Below are 21,753 nucleotides of genomic sequence, written 5' to 3' on the forward strand. Positions count from 1 at the left end.
GACTCAGGAGTCACAAGTAGTGCATGGAACCACTGCTTTGCATAACATAAAGCAATAATGATAAATCAACGAAAAATTGAAGGCACAAACGAAAATAGGGGTACAAACATCAGCATTCAAGGGGTGCGGAGATCGTTAACAGAGACACCAAAATTTTGAAGATTGCAACTTCAAAAATCAGGATCTGAATTAAATTGATAGAAAATAGAAATTGGATGTTTGGGATAATAGAGAGATTGGATTAAGAAGGCTGGAGACACGCAGTCAGGAAGCGTCGTGCTGCATGAGCCGTGGTAAAAGTAAAGACTAGTTTCTAGAATATCAATATTTTTTTGAAAAAACTTTAATAACCAGTCTTTTTCAAAGTTTAATTAATGCAAATCAATAAACAGAATCACCTGTCTTCCTTGCTATGACAAGCTTGAAAGCTCTTTTTCTGCTGCTTTGAAAATTTTTTCTTTTTTATAGTCATACCACCATTTAGGGGCAGTTTTTTTCATAAGTGTATCAATATGCCGCATACCAATGAGATTCCAGGCTCCATGGAGTTTACCGCCGATTGAAGATTGCATGGCTCTCAGGCTCATGGCAAATCCGCTGTCAAGGTATTCCATATGATGCCAGTACCCGGCGGGCATAAAAAGCGTATCTCCATGGTCAAGTACAACTTCATACCCATTTGCGTGTTTTAATGCGGGAAACTGTTGGTAATCTGGTTTGCCATTATGTTGGTAATAATTTGAAAAATCTGCCATACTCATCACCTCAAATGGCTTACGATAGAGTTTATGTTGCTCTTCATACGGAAAAAGCAACACTTTTTTGCGTCCTGCAAACTGAGTATGAAATATATGAGAAAGATCCATATCAAAATGCATATGGGTGATGCTGGTTTCGCCACCCACAAAAAGCATGGGATACTTTTTAATAAAACCTTTCATATAATCATCCGGCCACGAGAAGTCCTGGGTCAGCTGCGGGGCATGATCAAAAATATTGAAGAGAAATATTCTCCAGCCAGCGGGTCCCTTACTGATCATGTCGATATATTCACCAAAAGTTTTGTAGTCGTCAGCAGCATTCACAGGGGTATATGCATCGCTTTTGATATTATTATAAAGCGCAACTTCCTTATCACCAACTATCGATTTAAAGTAGTCCCAGTTCCATTTCTGATAAGCCGGCCAGGATTTTGCCATGTCCTTGATCACCACTGGTTTCATCGGCTTGTAGTAACGCTGCTGAAATTCATGCGCACTTATAGAATTTACTGTATCAACAGGTTGTAACTGCATAGCTCACTTTTGGGCAAATTTAATATTAAATTCATCTATCAGATAACTGCCACCCCGATAAAATGTTCATTTTGACATATCTTTTAGATCAGGCACATTTTTTTGGGTCGCACAAATCAAACTGTTATTATGCTATTACCTCTCCATCCTGAGAATCCTCAACCAAGAAATATCAAGACCATTGTTGATACCCTGCGTAAGGGCGGAGTAATTGTATATCCGACCGATACGATTTACGGCCTCGGCTGTGATATTTTTCATCCCGGGGCAATAGAAAGAATTTGCAGGATAAAAAATGTTGATCCCCAGAAAGCACAGCTTTCTTTTGTGTGCTCCGATATCAGCGATATGAGCCAGTACACGCGGAGCTTGTCTACTCCTTTGTACCGTTTAATCAGGAGCCATCTTCCCGGGCCATACACCTTTATCCTTCCCGCGAGCAAAGAAGTGCCCAAGCTTTTAAAAAGTAAGAAAAACACCGTAGGACTCCGGATTCCCGATAACCTGATCGCCTTATCAATAGTCAGGGAGCTTGGTCACCCGATTCTCAGCGCCACTTTCCCTGGAGAAATGGTGGAGGAGTATACAGATCCCGAACTGATCCATACCAACTTTCACAAGTTGGTGGACATCGTTGTGGACGGTGGCATAGGTGGTACCGTTCCTTCCACCATTATTGACTGTACAGGTGATGAGCCCATAGTTACACGTGCAGGACTAGGGGAATGGGTAACAGATTGATATCTTTGCAAAAAGAGACTATGCAACCAGAGTACGGCAAATTTTTTTCGGAAGGTTTTATGCTGGAAACCTCAAGGGTAATTCTCCGGCCAATGAAACCTGAAGATTTTGATGCGCTGGAACCATTGACCCATGATACCGAGATCTGGACCTGGTTCAAACAGGACCTGAGCAAGCCAGGCGAATTGAAAAGCTGGATGGATGAAGCATTTGAAGGAAAAGCTGCCGGAACACGAATGCCCCTTGTTATCCTTGACCAGGACACAAAACAAATCTGCGGCTGCACCAGCTATGGCAATATTTCGTTCGAAGATAATCGGGTAGAGATTGGCTGGACCTGGTTAGGCAAAGAATATATGGGCACAGGAATCAACAGGCAGGCCAAATTTGCCTTGCTAAGCTATGCTTTCGAAACCATGAAGATGGAGCGGGTGGAAATAAAGACTGATGCCGCCAATGAAAGATCAAAAGCCGCCATATTAAAAGTTGGTCTCATTCCTGAAGGCATTCTCCGGAGTCATATGCAGATGCATTCGAACCGGAGACGCGACACCATGTATTTTGGATTACTTCGAAATGAATGGGACGAAAGAAAACAAAGTTTTTTCAGCGATATGGTTTGATGTTATGGAGCCTCGTGAAAACAGGATCCCGCCACGAGGGCGGGATCTGCAAACATCAACATTAAACACTAATCATCAGCTATCCATAAACCGTTTAACTGCTTTTTTATCCGATCGTTCCGTACAAAAATCTTAATGCCATCATTGCGTAGGACGCTCATCTATCAATCACTGTTAGTCAAATCTTCTCAATCCATTCCTGTAGTTATACCCGTAACGTGTGTTCCTGCGATTGTCATAACGCTGGTATCTTTTTTCACGGTAACCGTACCTGCGTTCATTGCGGCCGTAATATTTACCATGAACGTAATGATGTCTTTCGCGGGCAATACGTTGACGATCCTGCTTTGATATCTTACCCCTTTCATAGCTTTTGCTGATCCTGTCACGTTGATATTGCCTTTTTTCTCTCACTGATTGTGCATCTGCGCTGGACATTGCCAGGGTAATCAGGACTGTAAGTGTGATAATGATTTTACCTTTCATGGTTGCCTTTTAAGTTGTTACTATATATCAGAACACCAGGTAAATCAAAGGTTTAACCGCTAACAAAACATTAACTGTAGTGCAAACCGCAGGGGTCACAGTATTATTTGGAGAATTAATCTTCCAGATCTGCGAAGGAAATATTTGAGCATTGAAAACTTCTGCGATGGTAAGGGCAGATGCCGTGAGTGTCTATGGCATCGCGGTGAGCCCTGGTGCCATAACCTTTATTGGAACTCCACTTGTAATGAGGATATTCTTCATGCAGCTTGATCATATATTCATCGCGATAGGTCTTGGCGAGAATACTTGCGGCTGCAATGGATGCATATATGCCATCTCCCTGTATTATGCAGGCATGGGGAGTTGTGTTATAAGCAGTAAACCTGTTGCCATCTATAAGCAGAAAACCCGGACGTTTTTTTAACTGGTCAAGCGCCAGGTGCATGGCTTTGAATGAAGCTTTGAGAATGTTGATGCGATCAATTTCATCGTGGTCGACCCGGGCTACGGCGTATGAAACAGCATGTTTCTCAATAAAGCCGCGGAGAACATTGCGGTCCTCTTCTTTTACCTGTTTTGAGTCGTTTAGTAATGGATGAAAAAAAAGCGGGGGTAAAATAACTGCTGCTGCAAACACCGGTCCTGCCAAACAACCACGACCGGCCTCATCGCAGCCGGCTTCCATATACTCATATTGATGATATACCTGCACAGATTCCTTGTTTCGTTTCAAAAATAAGACAAGCCATTTGAATCACTTTAATTTTCCATCTTTGCCGCGCAGTTTTCTTATCCACAACAAAGTGGATAAATTTCAAATACATGGAAATCCTGGCATATGTTATTGCAGTGATCATCGGAATCTCGCTTGGCCTGATTGGCGGTGGGGGTTCTATACTTACCGTTCCGGTTTTGGTGTACCTGTTGCACGTAGACCCATTGATGGCAACCACCTATTCCCTTTTTATTGTCGGCATTACAAGTCTTGTAGGTGGCGCTAAAGCCTATACCAAGAAACTTATTGACTTCAGGGCGGTCGCCCTTTTCGGAATCCCTTCGATCCTGGCGATTTTTATTGCCCGTCATTTTTTGCTCCCCTCAATTCCGGACCACCTCTTCAATATCGGCAGTATAAGGGTCACCAGGGACATGCTGCTAATGGTGGTATTTGCCTTACTGATGTTTGGTGCAGCCATATCAATGATCGGTAATGAGCCGGGTTCAGGTCACGTCGAAAATGACGCTCACACGGGCAACGCCGGCCACCCTTCTGCACATGACAGCCCCGAGCCAAACCTTGTATTGGTTTTACCCGGCCTGCTTATCGGGTTAGTAACAGGGTTGCTTGGTGCAGGCGGCGGATTTTTGATCATTCCGACACTGGTATTGATCATCCGCATGCCAATGAAAATTGCGGTGGGCACCTCGCTGCTTATTGTAGCTATCAATTCCTTGTTCGGATTCGTTTTCAGCATCAGTATAGTCGGGCAACCGTTCAACTGGCCGCTTATGCTGCTTTTTAGCTTGCTGGCTGTAACCGGTATAATGATCGGCAGCAGGCTGAGTGACCGTATACCTGCGGAAACATTGAAAAAAGCGTTCGGCTGGGCTATACTGATAATGGGTATCTATATAATAGTTAAAGAATTATGGCTTTAATTCAAAAACAACTTACGTGCGCATTTCCTCCCTAACTTTGCTTCCGCGATGCACACATCTGAGCAGAATCATTCAAGAAAAGCTGTAGCTACCTGGATTTATATTGGTGTTGTAATGTTACTCATCCAGGTTATTCTCGGGGGAATTACAAGGTTAACAGGATCCGGGCTTTCTATCACCGAATGGAACGTTGTTACCGGCACGCTTCCACCATTCAGCGAAAGCGCATGGTTGCAGGAGTTCGAAAAGTACAAAGCAACACCCCAGTTCCGCTTGCTCAATATGGACTTTACCCTGTCTGATTTTAAATACATTTTTTTCTGGGAATGGTTCCATCGTTTTTGGGCAAGATTGATAGGTGTGGTATTTATAGCAGGATTTATTTACCTGGTCGCACGCAGGCATCTTCGCAAAGACATGTATTTTCCACTGTTGATTTTATTTCTTCTTGGGGCATTACAAGGTGCAGTGGGCTGGATCATGGTTGCAAGTGGTTTAACCGGCGATGCATTATATGTAAAACCTACAAGGCTTGCGCTGCACTTTGTGTTTGCAATGGTGCTTATTTCGTATGCGTTTTGGTTTGCTTTACAACTCTCCGTTCCGGAGCGACAACGATTCGCAGTTCCCAGACTCAAAAACGGCGTCCTGGTTATATTGGGGATCTTGTTCTTCCAGTTAATTTACGGAGCATTGATGGCGGGGCACAAAGCAGCGACCGCCGCACCAACCTGGCCGGATATCAACGGATACTTTGTTCCGGCAAAGATCTTAAGTGAAACACCTGTTCTGCTGAATTTTGTCGAGAACACGCAAACGATTCACTTTATTCACAGGATGCTCGCTTATCTTCTGCTCGTGTTGATAATAGCCCTTGGGGTAAAAATACGCCGTAGTAAAAACTCATCCTCTTACCTTCGTAAAGCTGCCGCTATTGCCGCCATTCTTGTTCTCGTGCAGGCTATCCTCGGAATCAGCTCCGTTATTATCAGCCCGGGAATTGTTCCCGGTAAATGGGGTTCTTTTGAATGGATGGCTGAACTTCACCAGGTGACCGGCATGTTACTCGTTTTAAGCCTTGTTGCAATCTGGTATCTTACCACAGGTAAATCTTTTAAGCATTCCCTATAATCTACGGCTTTACATTTCGTTTAGATTAGTGTAAATTAACGCTTAATTGAGCCGATGTGCTTTCGGCGCCTGAAACCAGACCCTGCATGAAGTCATTTTTCCGTGGACTATATTATTCATTTCCGCTTCAGCTGGTACTGTTACACTTAAAAAAGTTCCAGATTCTACTTATTTTCTGGTATTTCCTGTTTAGCACAGTCGGCGGTTCATTTATGAAAAACTATGGTGCTGATTCTCTTTTCCTTGCACCTGAATACCTGGGCGAGGTAAATTTTGTGAGTGCTGCTATTGTGGGAATCTCAATCGGGATTTTTATCATGAGCTGGAACATCACCACATTCATTCTTTTCAGCCGCCACTTTCATTTTCTCGCTACCACTACCAAACCATTTTTGAAGTATTGTATCAACAACGGGGTGATACCGCTCACATTCCTTATATATTATTTTATAGAAGCCATCTTATTTGACACCAGGAAAGAGTTGATGTCTGCTACTGAAGTGATCTACCTGGTCAGTGGATTTCTGAGCGGCCTGACCCTGATAGTCGCCATCTCATTGTTTTATTTTTTTCGTGCAGATATAAGTATCATCCGAAGGCTTACTCCCGTTATTACAAATCCCGAACTAATAAAGGCACAATTCAAAAAACGGGAAAGAAAATTACATGGCAGCCGGCTGATAAAAGTTGAGTGGTATCTCAATTCGATGCAAAGACTAAAAAAGGTAAGAGATGTTTCGCATTATAGTAACGAATTCATCGAATCAGTTTTCAGCCGTCATCATTTTGCTGCAGTGCTTTCAATATTTATAGCGTTTTTGTTCCTTATCCTTATCGGGTTCTGGTCAGATGAACCCTTGTTTCAGCTACCGGCTGCTTCAGGGATCACCATATTTTTTGCGATACTCATTGCGGTGTCAGGAGCATTTTCTTATTTCCTTCAAAGCTACAGCCTGCCTGTAATGATTTTGCTTTTCGCGATCATGAACCTGCTGTATAAGTATGATGTGATCGATCCCAGCAATAAGGCATACGGGCTTAACTATAATAACAGGAAGGAAAGACCTGTTTATGACCGTGATCAGATCATGAACATGATGTCTGAAAAAAATGTGCAGCGTGATAAAGAAAACATGATCGGGATCCTCAACAAGTGGAAGGCGAAGCAACATACTGACAAACCACTGATGTATATCATCAATACCAGTGGCGGAGGTAACCGGAGCGCAAGCTTTACCATGAATGTTCTGCAAAGGCTTGACAGCCTTCATAACGGTGAGTTGATGAACAAGACCTTCCTGATCACTGGGGCATCGGGAGGTATGCTTGGGGCTACTTATTTCAGGGAGCTGTATAAAGAAAAGCTCGCAGGAAAAAAGATCAACATGCAGGACAAAAGTTATGTTGATGACATTTCCCAGGACCTTTTAAATGCCCTGTTCACCTCTTTTGTAGCCCGCGACCTTGCTTCACCCGCTCAAAAATTTAAGGTTGGAGAATACCAGTATATCAAGGACCGAGGTTATGCCTTTGAGCAAAAACTCAATGAAAACACACATGGATTACTGAACAAACAACTACGCGATTTTACTGCAGACGAAACAGCAGCCCGGGTTCCCCTGATGTTCTTCAATTCTGTTATTACCAGAGATGGAAGAAAGCTTATTATCAGCACTCAGCCTGTGAGTTTCCTTATGAAACCTGTACATGACACCACCAACATGATGGCCATTGATGCAGATGCGGTAGACTACCAGGCCCTGTTCTCGAAACAGGACCCCATGAACCTCCGGGTACTGACGGCCTTAAGAATGAATGCCACTTTTCCTTACGTGCTCCCAAATGTCTGGCTGCCTACCACACCGGTAATAGATGTAATGGACGCCGGGTTGCGCGATAATTACGGACAGGAATCTGCGATAAGATTTGTACAGGTTTTCCGGGACTGGATCCGTGAGAATACCAGCGGACTTGTATTGATACAGATAAAAGACAGGAAAAGCGGTGGTTGGGAGAATCCTTATGAATCAACCGATGTTACGGAGTTGGTTACAAAACCGTTGCTTCTGTTACAATTTAACTGGTATAAAATGCAGGAATATAACCAGGATGACCTGTTGGGCCTCACCCAGGCAGTTATTGGTCACCAGTTACACAAGATATCCTTCCAGTATGTGCCAAAAAAAGAAGATGGCCGGGCAGCACTTAGTTTTCATCTAACCAAAAGAGAGAAAAGAAATATTGCGGAAGCGCTGGATAATGATAATAATCAGAAGGCCTTCGACCAGGTGCTAAAACTTCTGCAACCGCCTCCTGCGGTGGGAATGCAGTAAGATCAGGGATGCAGCAATCTGAAAGCTTTTTTAATTAACCTGATATGAAACTCGCCGGCAGTTTCAACAGGATCACCATCTATATGCAGTGGAGCGAGCCCCGGATTTTTTATAGTCAGTTCGCTGGTCTGAAAGTACAGGACGTTTTTCTTTTTGATATGTTCAGATATTCTCTCCAATGCATTAATGCCTGTCGCCTGGCTGATTATAGAAAATGGAATCATAATCTTGTTCATCTTCCTCACAACTACGATGTCGAGCAAGCCATCATTAAGACTTGCTTTCGGAGCGATGGTAAAATTATTTCCAAACTGGTTGCTGTTGGCAACACAAACAAGAAAGGCATCTTCCCGGAACGTTCCTTCGCTGCAGGTAATTTCAAAAGAATAGGGCGATGCCTTAAAAAAATTTATTGCCGAAACTCTTATGTACGTCTGTAACCCTCTTCTTTTTTGCCTGGCAAAATCATGTGCAACCTGGGCGTCGAAACCCATACCACAAAGCATACACGAAAAGCGGTTGTTGATATAAAAACCATCAATAAGTGATGTATTTCCTTTCAGAATGATATCAAGCGCTTTGGAAGGTCCCTTCGGAATGCCGGCTGCCAGGGCAAGGCCATTTCCTGAACCCATGGGAATGATACCAATGTTTACAGGAATATTCATCAACTGAGAAACGACGCTGTTCACAGTACCATCTCCGCCGCATATGATCACATCCGTAATTCCATCACTTGTTATAGTTTTTGCGAGCGTGGAATAATCTCCATCCGCCGTTGTAGGAGATATCTCAAAAGGGTAATGATATTTCGAAATTCTTTGGGCGATCAGTTCTCTCAGAACATCTTTCTTCCCTATTCCTGAAATAGGATTTATCAGAAAGATAAACTTTCTGCCCTTTCCATTCCCGTTCAGTTGAACAGGTGACTCAACCTCTGAAAGCCCGCGATTACTCTTTTTTAAAGACACTTGCAGCAGAATTAGAAAGCAAGTTAATTAAGTTAATCTTAGACGCGTCAGTCATACGTGATTGAGCAATAAATTGTAGATTAGTGATACAATTACAGGTATGCGAAAAATATTATGGGTCCTTTTTGGTCTTTTTGCAATCCTGGCTATAGCCTATGTTTTAGGTCCTGCCCCAACAACCCCGGTATACAGCCGGTCGGTTCCTGTTGTACCTGCTGAGGCCTACCCGCTTGAGACTTATATCAGGAAACGGGAATCACAACATAAAATAAAACCTGATAATGAGGCGAGGATCATCTGGTATGATGATTCGCTCAAAAGGAAGACTCCCTATTCAATGGTGTATTTACATGGGTTCAGTGCGTCGCAGGCCGAAGGCGATCCTGTTCACCGGAACATCGCAAAAAAGTTTGGGTTCAATCTTTACTTGTCCCGCCTTGCCGAACATGGAATTGATACCACCGAACCCATGATGCAGCTGACCGCTGACCGTTATTGGGAATCCGCCAAAGAAGCACTTGCTATTGGCCATATGATCGGTGACAAGGTGATATTAGTGGGCACATCAACAGGCGGGACTAACGCCTTACAACTTGCCGCCACTTATCCCGATGATGTCGCGGCGATTGTTCTGCTTTCACCAAACATCGAAATAAATGATCCCAACGCCTGGATCCTGAATAATCCCTGGGGCTTACAGATCGCACAACTGATCACAGGTTCTCCCTATATCATCTCGTCAGATACCCGGCCGATTAATCTGCAATACTGGTCATCAAAATACAGGCTGGAGGCAGCCGTGGCGCTGCAGGAATATTTGGAAACCACGATGAATGAAGAAACTTTTAAAAAAATCACGCAGCCAACATTATTGTTATATTATTATAAAGATGAGATACACCAGGATAGCACGGTCAAAGTTTCTGCCATGCAGCGCATGTTCGATCAACTGGCAACCCATCCTTCAAAAAAAGCTGCGGTCGCAATGCCAAATACCGGCACACACGTGATCGGATCTTATATAAGATCTCATGATGTAAGTGGAGTTCAGCGGGAGATCGAAAATTTCCTGGTAAACAAAGCGGGTATCAAAGAAAGCCATTAAAGGCAAAAAACCCAGGTCTGCCGCACCACCCGGAGTTTATTCTCACACTTTCACTTAAATTCAGCCTTCAATAACTGCTTATGGCTTTGTCTGAAAGGTTCCTGGCCCTTGATGTTTTTCGTGGGATGACCGTCTGTTTTATGATCATCGTAAACACTCCCGGCAGCGGAGACACCACATTTTCCCCGCTGCACCATGCGGCCTGGCATGGGTTTACGCCGACCGACCTTGTTTTTCCGTCATTCCTTTTTGCCGTCGGTAATGCGATGATCTTCGCCACCCGGAAATGGGAAACCATGGCCCAGTCACAAGTGCTCTGGAAAATTTTCAAGCGGACATTCATCATTTTCCTGCTTGGATACCTGATGTACTGGTTTCCTTTTGTCGAATACAACGATGCGGGAGGATTCAGCATGCGGCCTTTTGAAAAAACAAGGGTTTTCGGTGTGCTGCAAAGGATCGCTCTCTGTTATGGCATTGCTGCGCTGATGGTTTATTACCTGAAGCCGAGAATGATCCTGAGCATTTCTGCAGCCTTACTTCTGCTATATTGGGCGGTAATGATCTGGTTCGGGGAATCAGCGGATCCATTAGGACTGAATACTAACGCCGGGGTGAAGCTGGACCGGTTCCTCATTGGCGAAAACCACCTGTATCACGGGGAAGGAGTTGCTTTCGATCCCGAGGGGCTTTTGAGCACGATACCGGCCATAGTTAATGTGATCGGGGGCTACTTTGCCGGGAAGTATATCCTGGACAAGGGCAAAACCTGGGAAACGCTCAGTAAACTGTTACTGGCCGGAGCCGCGCTGCTGGCGATTGCTTATTGCTGGGACCTCGTGTTTCCGGTCAATAAAAAGCTTTGGACCAGCTCCTTTGTGTTACTCACAGTGGGACTTGACTGCATGATACTTGCTTCCATTGTTTATATCGTGGACTTTCTGAAGAAAACGAAGTGGACCATCTTCTTCCAGGTATTCGGCAAAAACCCCCTGTTTATTTATCTCTTATCTGAGGTGATTGCCATTCTGTTGTACTTTTTCCAGCTCGAAGGGAACGTTTCAGTCTATAACTGGATCTTCCGTACGTTTTTCCTTCCTTTCGGAGGTTATACAGGTTCGTTGATCTTCGCCCTATCCGTCATGCTAACTTGTTGGCTTGTAGGATGGTGGATGGATCGCAACAAAATTTACATAAGGGTTTAGTTTAATTTAGCAATAAGTTTTCAATTTCCGCCTTGGCTTCCGGCCGTTTTTTCGTACTTTTGCGCACGTTTCGAAAATCCGAAACAACCGGGCATCGCCCAAAGACAAGGAGCGCATTATGGAAATCAGAAATATAGCGATTATCGCACACGTTGACCACGGCAAAACAACACTCGTGGATAAAATTTTACACCAGACCAATGTGTTCCGGGCTAACCAGGACACCGGTGATCTTATCATGGATAGTAACGACCTCGAAAGAGAGCGCGGTATAACCATCTTCAGTAAGAACGCTGCTGTAGTGTATAAAGGTGTAAAAATTAATGTGATCGATACACCGGGTCACTCTGATTTCGGTGGTGAGGTTGAACGCGTGCTGAAAATGGCAGACGGTGTGGTGTTACTCGTGGATGCCTTCGAAGGTCCTATGCCACAAACACGTTTTGTGCTCCAGAAAGCGTTGCAGCTGAACCTGAAACCCATTGTTGTTATTAACAAGGTTGATAAGCCAAACTGCCGTCCTGACGAAGTTCATGAAGCGGTATTTGAATTGTTTTTCAACCTGGATGCATCTGAATACCAGCTGGATTTCGCCACTTATTATGGTTCTGGAAAAAATGGCTGGTTCAACGATTCACTTGAACAAAGCGCGGATATTACGCCACTGCTCGATGGTATCATCAAACATGTACCGCCACCGAAAGTAAGCGAAGGTCCTTTGCAGATGCAGATCACCTCACTTGATTATTCTTCCTTCCTTGGTCGTATTGCAGTGGGCCGTGTTGCCCGCGGTTCTATCCGTGAAGGTCAGCCTATCGCTTTGATGCAGGCTGATGGTGTAATAAAGAAGTCAAGGGTTAAGGAACTGTATGTTTTCGAATCTCTCGGTAAGAAAAAAGTAACTGAAGTTATAGCTGGTGATATCTGTGCGGTTGTGGGACTGGAAGATTTTAATATCGGTGATACAATCGCTGATTCTGAAAATCCGGAAGCACTCGCGGTTATCAGCGTTGATGAGCCAACCATGAGCATGATGTTTGGTATCAACAACTCACCTTTCTTTGGTAAAGATGGTAAGTTTGTTACCTCACGTCACCTTCGTGACCGACTGATGAAGGAAACTGAAAAGAACCTTGCACTACGCGTGGAAGATACAGATGGTGGCGGTGACAACTTCCTGGTTTTCGGCCGTGGTATCCTTCACCTTGGTATTCTTATAGAAACCATGCGTCGGGAAGGTTATGAACTTACTGTTGGTCAGCCGCAGGTTATCGTGAAAGAGATCGATGGCAAAAAACACGAACCTTACGAAACACTGGTCGTTGATGTGCCTGCAGAATACAGTGGTAAGGTAATCGACCTGGTAACACAACGTAAAGGTGAAATGCATGTAATGGAAACCAAGGGTGAAATGCAACACCTTGAGTTTGAAATTCCATCAAGGGGCCTCATCGGTCTGCGTTCACAAATGCTTACAAACACTGCCGGTGAAGCTGTTATGGCGCACCGCTTTAATGAATATAAGCCCTGGAAAGGACCTATCCCGGGTCGTAACAACGGCGTATTGATCGCTAAAAACCAGGCTCCGACAACTGCCTATTCTATAGACAAGTTGCAGGATCGCGGTTCATTCTTTGTTGATCCGGGAGATGAGGTTTATGTTGGACAGATCATTGCTGAGCACATCAAACCAGGTGACCTTATCGTAAACGCTACGGAAGGTAAAAAGCTTACCAACATGCGCGCCAGCGGTAGCGATGATTCAGTAAGAATTGTTCCAAAGATCCAGATGACACTCGAAGAATGTATGGAGTATATCCAGCAGGATGAGTGCATCGAAGTAACCCCGAAGAACATTCGTCTCCGCAAGGTAATCCTTGATGAGGATGAGCGTAAAAGGGTTCAGAAGAGAATGGGTGCTGAAGCCTGATGATGGCAACAGAGATCTGAGCGCAGGTTTCCTGAATAGATATTCAGAAGGGATGTTTTCCGAAAGGTGAACATCCCTTTTTTTGTGACCCGGATTTCCTTCGGCTCTACGTGTTTTACAGTCCAAACCCTGCAAACGGCTCAAAATCCCCGCAAGCCGCTCAAGCTTCTGTTATGAATTCATGAATACCAGCTAAATTTAGTTATTCATGAGCATCCCCGTCAGGCTATACAGGTTAGTGGCGTATAGCTGTATCTGCCTGTTGTCCTTCAACAGGCTATACGGGCAGTCCCTGCTTTTCTCCAAACTCAATGCAACTCATGGTCTCTCCGAAAACAACGCCCGCACACTCACGATCGATAAAAACGGATTCCTTTGGATAGGAACCTCACAGGGTCTTAACCTTTATGACGGTTATAAAATACGCACCTATTTCAAGGAGCATAATCCTGAACTGCCATCGGATGTAATCGTAGAAGTGAAAGCCGACAGTAAAAATAATATCTGGATAGGAACACCGGAAGGAGCCAGTTGGCTGGACAAAAACCGCCGCTTCCACCGGGTTACCCTGAACGATACTTTGAAAAAATTCGGGTGCCCGAGTATTTTCGAAACAAAAAAATACGGGGTTGTCCTGTTCGGTGAAAAAGGCCAGTTTTTTTATGACAGCTCAATCAGTAAATGGAAGAAAATTGACTGGATCCCGCCAGCTTTAAGCCGTGTGTTCTGGGACACGGAAAAGTTTTCCGATGATAAATTTATTTTTTGTGTGGACACGGTAGTTGCCATTATTGACTACAGCACCCGCAAAACCATTTACCAGGGTTCATTCAGTTTTCCGCTGAGTGCCTGTAAGATCAACGACACCCAAATTGCTATTGGCCTGCAAAAGGGACATGTTCTTATAGTTGATATCAGGACAGGTGAAACGCTCAAAAAATATGAATTAAAGCATAAGCTAAACGGCCAGCTTCTAAATACTAATCTTACGGAGGTGCGGCAGGCATCGAACGGGGATTTACTGGTGGCAACAGACTTTAATGGGCTTGTTGTTATAGGCCAGGACGGCAAAATCACCGAGCACACCCACGATCCGCTGGATGCACACTCGCTTTCATCAAACTATACCTACCGTGTGCTCGCAGGTTCAAAAGGAGAGGTAATAGTGGGCACTTACACCTCCGGTGCAAACATGGGCAACGTTCTGAACAAATCTGCCGGGTATACCCGGGTTTTCAAAGATAAAGAAGGCAACCTGTTTGATAATTATCTTACAGATATCGTGGCCGGAGATAGTAACGTTTTTTGGATTGGTGCCATGGATAGGTTGATCAAGTGGAACCGGGCGACTAACCAGTCTGAGTTTTATACCCATCAGTCACAGACCGAGTTTGGAGTGAGACCGTACGAAATCAGGTCCATTTTTCCCCTGAAGACCAACAAGGTCCTTATCGGTACGAACGGTGGTGGGCTATCGCTGTTTGATATAAAAACAAAAAAGTTTACCAATATACCAAGGGATACCACTCTCGGTGCCGGAGTTGCTTCAAAGGGGGTAATGGAAATTGTGAAATTGTCTGATGGCCGGCTATGGATCGCGACACTCGGTGGTGTGTTTGGGATGGATCCAAAGACACTAAAGATTATTTCTTTCAAGGATCATCCACAGCTTAAAGAACTTGAGAAAAAAAGAGTATTTAAGATTTATGAAGACCGGCGGGGCAGAATCTGGTTTGGGACCGGCACAAGCGGAGCCTGTGTTTACGACCCGGTAAGGCAAACGATCCGAAACTATTCAACTACGCAAAACCTACCTTCCAACGCTGTTTACTCAATAACCGGTGACAAAAAAGGAAACATCTTTCTCAGCTGCAATACTGGTTTCACGATGCTTGATTCCATGGATCGTACTCTCAACTATACTTACAATAAGGGATTAAGATATATCAATTGCCAGGATCTGCTTGAAGACAGCATTACTGGTACCGTCTGGCTTGCAAATACGAGATGCCTCATAAAATTTAACCCTGCTGACAGCTCCATGCAATACTTTGAGGAAAATTCAGGTTTAAGTATTGAAGGCTTCCGCATAAACAGTTCTTTTAAAACCAGCGATGGAGAGATGTTATGGGGAAGCAGAAGCGGGGTCAATTATTTTTATCCTGACAAACTGGTGAGTATTCCCTCAAGGCTCACGTTAAGCATCCAGGATGTAAAATACGATGGTGAAAGCCGTCACATCACTGATGATGTCAACCTCCGTCTGTCCTATCTTTCAAATGATGTCTCCGTTTATTTTTCTGCAATAAACCTCTACGGATCCAAAAACATTCACTACCAATACAAGCTTACCGGGTACGAAAAGGAATGGCATTCGGGCATTGACATCAGGGAGGCCCATTACACTTCCCTTCCCGCTGGAAACTTCAACTTTGAGGTTCGCGCAAGCCTGGACGGAATAAACTGGATAAAATCCAATAATGCTGTGTCCGTTTATATAGTGCCACCGATCTGGCAGAGGTGGTGGTTCATTGCGGGCTGTGTTATCCTTTTGGCCGGGTCAGTACTGTGGCTGTTTGTAAACCGGAACAAAAAGATCCTTGAACAGCGCGAAGAGATCGAAATGGAACAGGCAATCAATTATTTCGCTACCAATATGTATGAGGCCCAAACGGTGGAAACCATACTTTGGGAAGTAGCCAGGAGTTGTATCGGGCGACTTGGATTTGAAGATTGTGTTATTTACCTGGTCGATGAAAAAAGACAGGTACTGGTGCAAACTGCTGCTCATGGTCCAAAAAGTCCGGGCGAAAACCAGATAACAAACCTGCTTGAGATCCCGCTGGGCAAGGGAATAGTCGGAAGCGTCGCTGTAAGCGGTAAAGCCGAGATCATCAATGATACCTCCAAAGATCCCCGTTATATCGTTGATGACGCATTCAGATTCTCTGAAATTACGGTTCCTATCATCTCGGACGGTAAAGTACTTGGAGTAGTAGACTGCGAACACTCAATAAAAGGGTTCTTTACTCAAAAGCATTTGTCTATACTGATCACTATCGCATCTTTGTGTGCTAACAAGATCATCAGGATCAGGGCAGAAAAGGAGAGAGAGAAAGCTCAGGCAATATTGATGGACACTCAGCATAAAATGGCTGAAGTCGAAATGCAGGCCCTCCGGGCACAAATGAACCCGCATTTCATCTTCAACTGCCTTAATTCCATCAACAGGTACATTGTTAAAAGTGACCAGGCTACCGCCTCTCTTTATCTGACCAGGTTTGCAAAACTGATCCGGCTTATACTTGACAACTCAAATAATAAAAACGTGATCTTGTCAAATGAACTCGAAGCGCTGAAGCTTTACATCGAAATGGAAGCGTTAAGGTTTGACAAGAAGTTCACCTACAGCATAGTGGTTGATGAGTCAGTTTCTGCAGACAGCGTAGAGGTTCCACCTCTCATTATTCAGCCGTATGTTGAAAATGCAATCTGGCATGGTTTGCTTCATAAGGAAACGGAAGGCTATTTACTGATTTATGTGTCCAAGCTTTCTGAAAATATGATCAAAGTAGTAATCGAAGACAATGGAGTGGGCAGGGAAAGGGCCAAAGAGCTAAGGAGTAAATCTGCTGTAACCCGCAAATCCCTGGGTATGAAACTGACCGAGAACAGGCTCAGTCTTCTTAATAAGTATGCTGAGCTTACTGCCAGCGTAGATATCATTGACCTGAAAGACGAAGGTGAAAGCGCAGAAGGCACCAAGGTGGTATTAAAAATTCCGATTTTGTAAATCTCATCTATGCAGAAAACAATAAAGCACAACTCCGCTACAACAACAAACCCCCTACAAAGTAATTATATGATAAAATGTGTTCTGATAGACGACGAAAGCAACAGCCTTGAAATGATGGAGTGGTTGTTAAAAACTTACTGCCCCGAAGTAAAGATCGAAGCGATGTGTAATTCGGCGGAAAAGGGTTTGGAAGCGATACATCTTCACCGGCCTGACGTGGTTTTTCTTGACATTGAAATGCCGCATATGAACGGCTTCGACATGTTGGAACAGTTTGATAAGTTGTTTTTTGACGTGGTGTTCTGCACGGCTTATGATCAGTTTGCGATTAAAGCGTTTAAATACAGCGCGCTCAATTACCTGCTTAAACCAGTAGATCCTGACGACCTCAAGGAAACCATCAACAGGTTGCAGGCAAAGAGATCTTCTCCCTCCCCGGATCAGATCAAGCTTTTGCTCGAGAATATTCGCCAGACCCCGAAACACACCGTACAGCGGATCGCTCTCACCACCAATGATGGAATGATTTTCGTTTCGACCGGTGATATTATTTATTGTGAGGCAGAAAGTAACTATACCAACATCGTATTAAGCAGCGGAAAAAAGATCATGGTTTCCAAAGTGCTGAAAGATATAGATGAGGCCCTTTCCGGCCCTGACTTCTTTAGGGTACACAATTCATTCCTGATCAATATAAACAGGATTAAAAAATTTGTCAGGGGCGAAGGCGGTTACGTGATAATGGACGACGGAACTACCGTTAGTATCTCCCGATCAAGGCGCCAGGAATTTATGGAACTTTTTTCCAGGTTTTAAATAACACGAACCAGGTTTTTGAAACAACCGATAAATCAGAAGTTTTTTACCCCTCAAAACAACCAGCAGGCGCCCCTTCACCGGGGCGTTTTAGTTTACAGCAAATTCATATAGGGAATTAAGTTTCCCGCTACCTCATATGTATGGATGCCGGGGGTGTTGAACGGCAAGGGTGATGGTTGAGCGGTTAGTGCAACAAAGAAAGAATCCTGATTAATAAGTGTCCGGATTTGATACATGTGATCCATGTGATATAATACTTTTAGCATGTAGTTTAGGGATGCAACGATGATATACAATTCAATCAAACATGGATACAATTCAACCGATACTGTACACAATTCACTCAACACTACATCAACACTAATTGCTTCCTGCATTGTTTTTTGAATCGCTGTAATGCAGTGCTGTCAATAGTTCCGGAGTATCGGGAAAAATGCAATCTACATTAATTCAACAACCGGTTACTAAATATCACCACTATATGTGATTGCCGGCCCTTTATCTTCGTGTTATATTTGCATCGTCAATATGAAACATATGAATGACACAAACAAACTCAGTTATTCCCGCCGGCAAAGCAACTGATTTTGTTAAAGAAAAATAAAAGCAAAAAAACGCTGTAACATTTTTTAAAGACCGTCGTCATATTATTACAACCACACAATTAAAAAAACATTTATAAAAAAACAAACAATGAAACACAGAATTTTAACCCTCGCTTTGTTACTGTCATTATCAATCAGTAATATTTTTGCAAACACAAATGAAGAAGTTGTAAATGCTAAAGCTGCAAATGCTTTCAAGAAAGAATTCGCCCAGGCTCAGGATGTGAAATGGGAAAATACCAAGCAGTATGTGAAGGCAACATTCAAGATGAACGATCAGATGATGGTTGCTTACTACACCAATACCGGTGAATTACTGGGTATCACAAGAAATCTCACTACCAGCCAGTTGCCAATTAATCTTCTGACTGATATCAAGAAAAATTATAAAAATGCCTGGATCACTGACCTGTTTGAAGTCACAGCAAATGATGAAACAGAATATTACATCACTCTGGAGGATGCAGATCAGACAGTTGTTTTGAAATCAACTGGTAGTTATGGTTGGTTTACATTTAAAAAAGAAAAAAAATAGTCAGCAATTTCTCAGTTGGTTTTAGTTGGATAGAACAAAGTAGCCCCGGAATTCCGGGGCTACTTTTTTTAGTTATCTCACAACACATTTCTGAATTACCGCAATCGACTTAAGTTATCTCACAACACATTTGTTTTATAGCGTATGCAGATTAACGTCATAACACCTAAAATAAAATTTAAGCATTGGTAATGTTCCATACATATTGATAATTGCTGAATACTCAAATGAGCTTTTAAAAAGTTTGAATTGATGATAGCTTCGTTTTCCCAACGATTTAAAATCATCTTTAAAACCTTAATCAATGAAATTTCTAAAGATTACAATGCTGTCATGTGCATTTGTATTAATGCTTGCTTCATGTTCAAAAAAAAGCAGTGACGACTCCACTCCCGTTTCCAATTCAATTGAAGGTGCCTGGTCAGGCAGTTCAGTCACCGAGTCGACCAACACAAAAAGTTTTTATTCTTTTGACATCAGGCCAAATGGAGTTCTTAACCGGCTGGATGAAACAGGTGCGGTTGTTGGCACTGGTATCTGGAGCATGAACAACAACATTTTCGAGGGTACTTACAAAAATGCAAACACTGCGAAGTTTTCTGTCATCGGCTCTTATAATAAAACCGTGGCGAAGATCCTTGGTAACTGGGGTTACGGAAACAGCGTGACCAATGGCGGAACCTGGGAGATGACAAGAAAGAAATAAACACTTATACGGAGAACCAGGGATGGAGAACAATGCGGCAGGAATCTGCCGCTTTTTTTATACATAAATTGTAAGGATCTATAGAAAAAAGTTACCTTTCTATGGACTAACCCGTATTACGGATGAAAAAATTATATAAAAAATTGCTTCACAAAAATATTGCATTTAACCATGTTTGTGAAGTGGGTGTTTTTCTCCCGGAATACTCAAATATCATCGACTTCATAAAACAAGGCATCCGCACCACACTGGTGGAAGCGGACCCGATAACAGCCGCAAAAATTGTTACTTATTTTAAAGATGATAATGTTACTGTTCATGCCGTCGCAATCTTTGACCATAACGGCGAGGTCCAATTGTCAAGATATGATCAATCGACTTTTGTAACGGCATTAAAATCCACGCCGGCCATTATCAATGACAGGTACAAGCAAAACGAAGCTGATTTTTTTACAACTGAATGCAGGATGTTTTCGGAGATTGATACCGGTGATATTGATCTGATCAGCATTGATGTCGAAGGTTGCGAATGGTATGTAATAGACAAAATGATAAGCAGGCCCAAAATCATATCGGTAGAAACCCATTCCAAAGCTTATGTTAATCCTAATATTCACCTGATTGAAGCATGGATGAAGCAGAATTCATATAAGATGTGGTACCAGGATCTGAGTGATACGGTTTATGTTCAGTCGGCCTTGTTTAATCCCGGATTTGCCGATAAATTTCAGACAAGCTATTCCCGCGGAAGGGTGAAATGGAAGAAATTCAAGCAAAGCGTGAAGAGCCGGCTTTAGCCTCGAATTTAGTTTCCAATATTTCCACTATATCGGATGGCTTTATATCTGCCATACAATGACATGAGGCCGGCGCCCGCCTGCAATCAGAACAGGTTTTTTCTGCAACAAATACTTTTGCATTTTCACCAAGTGGTGCCCACCGTCCCGGATGTATCGGTCGGATCGGGGGAAAGATTCCAAATGCATCTTTTCCAAGTGCCGCTGCAATATGCAAAGGGCCGGTGCCGCTGGCGACGAGACCATCACATCTCTTGATAAATGACATAAACTGGTAGAGATCCATTTTTCCGGTTAAATCCGTTACCTTTTCCTTAACCTGGTCAAAAACCGGTTGCAGCATCGCTCGCTCCGCCTCCGTGCCTGAAATAAAAATGTTGTAGCGTTGAGGTTCCAGTGAATTGATCAGCGCGACGAAATTTGCCAGTCCCCATTCCCTTCCATTTCCCTGCGATTTCGGATGCAGTATAAGGTTATATTTTTCAGGATTTATCAACGATGAGAGTGAAGGCCCGAGAGGCTGAATACGTTCAAGCCCGAATGACTCAGCGATTTTTGATAGTGAAAAGGGCTCAGTGATGCCAAGAGGTGCAAGCAGTTTGAGATTAAGCTGGGCTTCATGCAAATCCGACTTTTTTCGACTCAGCCGGACAAGTTTGTTACAGGTTGTCCAATGGAACAGCCTGTTGGTGGTTCCAACTCTCAGCCTCATCTTCAGTTCTTTTGCACGTTTGGCGATCGCCTTATGCGGAAATACATGAATAATACATTGAGGCCGCTTACCCGCAATCGCCACAGGTTTATTCATAAAATCATTGAGACTGATAAACTGATCCACATAAGCACAGGCACGTATAACCGGCTTTGTATATTCTTTGCCAAGGAAAGCAATTTTGCAGTCAGGATACTTCTCCCTGATGATTTTTGCCATAGGCAATGTCAACACCACATCTCCTATACTGTCTGTTCTGCTTATGATAATATTTTCCGGAATCATCTTGAATTTGATGTTA

Annotated in this window: 18 protein-coding genes; 13 read left to right on the top strand and 5 right to left on the bottom strand. The window is 43.4% G+C overall.

Features of this window, described 5'->3' with window-relative positions:
* Nucleotides 1-410: 410 nt before the first annotated feature.
* Nucleotides 411-1,295, bottom strand: a complete 885-nt coding sequence (locus tag ACX0G7_RS03180) for a cupin-like domain-containing protein (protein ID WP_458921971.1) — start codon at nucleotides 1,293-1,295, stop codon at nucleotides 411-413.
* A 129-nt stretch (nucleotides 1,296-1,424) separates the two neighbouring features.
* On the opposite strand from ACX0G7_RS03180, the gene ACX0G7_RS03185 reads away from it, so the two are divergent.
* Both ACX0G7_RS03185 and ACX0G7_RS03190 read left to right on the top strand, forming a co-directional pair.
* Nucleotides 1,425-2,036, top strand: a complete 612-nt coding sequence (locus ACX0G7_RS03185; protein ID WP_458921972.1) for an L-threonylcarbamoyladenylate synthase — start codon at nucleotides 1,425-1,427, stop codon at nucleotides 2,034-2,036.
* A gap of 20 nt (nucleotides 2,037-2,056) precedes the next feature.
* Nucleotides 2,057-2,659 (top strand): GNAT family N-acetyltransferase, encoded by a 603-nt coding sequence (locus tag ACX0G7_RS03190; protein ID WP_458921973.1) that lies wholly within the window; start codon nucleotides 2,057-2,059, stop codon nucleotides 2,657-2,659.
* A 174-nt stretch (nucleotides 2,660-2,833) separates the two neighbouring features.
* Here the strand turns inward: ACX0G7_RS03190 and ACX0G7_RS03195 are convergent, their stop codons facing one another.
* The gene (locus ACX0G7_RS03195; RefSeq protein ID WP_458921974.1) at nucleotides 2,834-3,145 is read right to left on the bottom strand and encodes a hypothetical protein; all 312 of its coding nucleotides are present in this window, start codon (nucleotides 3,143-3,145) and stop codon (nucleotides 2,834-2,836) included.
* A 115-nt stretch (nucleotides 3,146-3,260) separates the two neighbouring features.
* Nucleotides 3,261-3,881, bottom strand: coding sequence for a ribonuclease HII (locus ACX0G7_RS03200; protein ID WP_458921975.1), 621 nt, complete (start codon nucleotides 3,879-3,881; stop codon nucleotides 3,261-3,263).
* An 89-nt stretch (nucleotides 3,882-3,970) separates the two neighbouring features.
* Here ACX0G7_RS03200 and ACX0G7_RS03205 point away from each other — a divergent pair, with 89 nt between their 5' ends.
* From ACX0G7_RS03205 to ACX0G7_RS03215, 3 genes are all read left to right on the top strand, one after another.
* Nucleotides 3,971-4,807 (top strand): sulfite exporter TauE/SafE family protein, encoded by an 837-nt coding sequence (locus ACX0G7_RS03205; protein ID WP_458921976.1) that lies wholly within the window; start codon nucleotides 3,971-3,973, stop codon nucleotides 4,805-4,807.
* Nucleotides 4,808-4,855: 48 nt separating this feature from the next.
* Nucleotides 4,856-5,938 carry a COX15/CtaA family protein gene (locus ACX0G7_RS03210; protein ID WP_458921977.1) on the top strand — a complete coding sequence of 361 codons (1,083 nt, stop codon included), beginning with the start codon at nucleotides 4,856-4,858 and terminating at the stop codon, nucleotides 5,936-5,938.
* An 86-nt stretch (nucleotides 5,939-6,024) separates the two neighbouring features.
* On the top strand, nucleotides 6,025-8,271 hold the full coding sequence (locus ACX0G7_RS03215; protein ID WP_458921978.1) for a patatin-like phospholipase family protein: 2,247 nt from the start codon (nucleotides 6,025-6,027) through the stop codon (nucleotides 8,269-8,271).
* A 2-nt stretch (nucleotides 8,272-8,273) separates the two neighbouring features.
* On the opposite strand, the gene ACX0G7_RS03220 is transcribed toward ACX0G7_RS03215, so the two are convergent.
* Nucleotides 8,274-9,242 carry a diacylglycerol/lipid kinase family protein gene (locus ACX0G7_RS03220; protein WP_458921979.1) on the bottom strand — a complete coding sequence of 323 codons (969 nt, stop codon included), beginning with the start codon at nucleotides 9,240-9,242 and terminating at the stop codon, nucleotides 8,274-8,276.
* Nucleotides 9,243-9,342: 100 nt separating this feature from the next.
* Here ACX0G7_RS03220 and ACX0G7_RS03225 point away from each other — a divergent pair, with 100 nt between their 5' ends.
* The 8 genes from ACX0G7_RS03225 (at nucleotide 9,343) to ACX0G7_RS03260 (ending at nucleotide 20,740) form a co-directional block, all read left to right on the top strand.
* Complete coding sequence (locus tag ACX0G7_RS03225; RefSeq protein ID WP_458921980.1) at nucleotides 9,343-10,347, top strand: alpha/beta hydrolase; 1,005 nt, start codon at nucleotides 9,343-9,345, stop codon at nucleotides 10,345-10,347.
* Between the two features lie 80 nt (nucleotides 10,348-10,427).
* A complete protein-coding gene (locus ACX0G7_RS03230; RefSeq protein WP_458921981.1) occupies nucleotides 10,428-11,552 on the top strand; it encodes an acyltransferase family protein in 1,125 nt (374 codons plus the stop codon).
* Nucleotides 11,553-11,670: 118 nt separating this feature from the next.
* Nucleotides 11,671-13,482, top strand: a complete 1,812-nt coding sequence (gene typA, locus ACX0G7_RS03235; RefSeq protein ID WP_458921982.1) for a translational GTPase TypA — start codon at nucleotides 11,671-11,673, stop codon at nucleotides 13,480-13,482.
* Nucleotides 13,483-13,690: 208 nt separating this feature from the next.
* On the top strand, nucleotides 13,691-17,275 hold the full coding sequence (locus ACX0G7_RS03240; protein WP_458921983.1) for a two-component regulator propeller domain-containing protein: 3,585 nt from the start codon (nucleotides 13,691-13,693) through the stop codon (nucleotides 17,273-17,275).
* Nucleotides 17,276-17,344: 69 nt separating this feature from the next.
* Nucleotides 17,345-18,094 carry a LytR/AlgR family response regulator transcription factor gene (locus tag ACX0G7_RS03245; protein ID WP_458921984.1) on the top strand — a complete coding sequence of 250 codons (750 nt, stop codon included), beginning with the start codon at nucleotides 17,345-17,347 and terminating at the stop codon, nucleotides 18,092-18,094.
* A 696-nt stretch (nucleotides 18,095-18,790) separates the two neighbouring features.
* Entirely contained in the window at nucleotides 18,791-19,237 is a 447-nt protein-coding gene (locus tag ACX0G7_RS03250) for a hypothetical protein (protein ID WP_458921985.1), read from the top strand.
* A gap of 304 nt (nucleotides 19,238-19,541) precedes the next feature.
* The gene (locus ACX0G7_RS03255; RefSeq protein WP_458921986.1) at nucleotides 19,542-19,943 is read left to right on the top strand and encodes a hypothetical protein; all 402 of its coding nucleotides are present in this window, start codon (nucleotides 19,542-19,544) and stop codon (nucleotides 19,941-19,943) included.
* A 122-nt stretch (nucleotides 19,944-20,065) separates the two neighbouring features.
* A complete protein-coding gene (locus ACX0G7_RS03260; protein ID WP_458921987.1) occupies nucleotides 20,066-20,740 on the top strand; it encodes an FkbM family methyltransferase in 675 nt (224 codons plus the stop codon).
* Here the strand turns inward: ACX0G7_RS03260 and ACX0G7_RS03265 are convergent.
* Nucleotides 20,712-21,737, bottom strand: a complete 1,026-nt coding sequence (locus tag ACX0G7_RS03265; RefSeq protein WP_458921988.1) for a glycosyltransferase family 9 protein — start codon at nucleotides 21,735-21,737, stop codon at nucleotides 20,712-20,714. The genes ACX0G7_RS03260 and ACX0G7_RS03265 overlap by 29 nt on opposite strands.
* Nucleotides 21,738-21,753 lie beyond the last annotated feature (16 nt).

Source organism: Flavitalea antarctica, assembly GCF_054461535.1.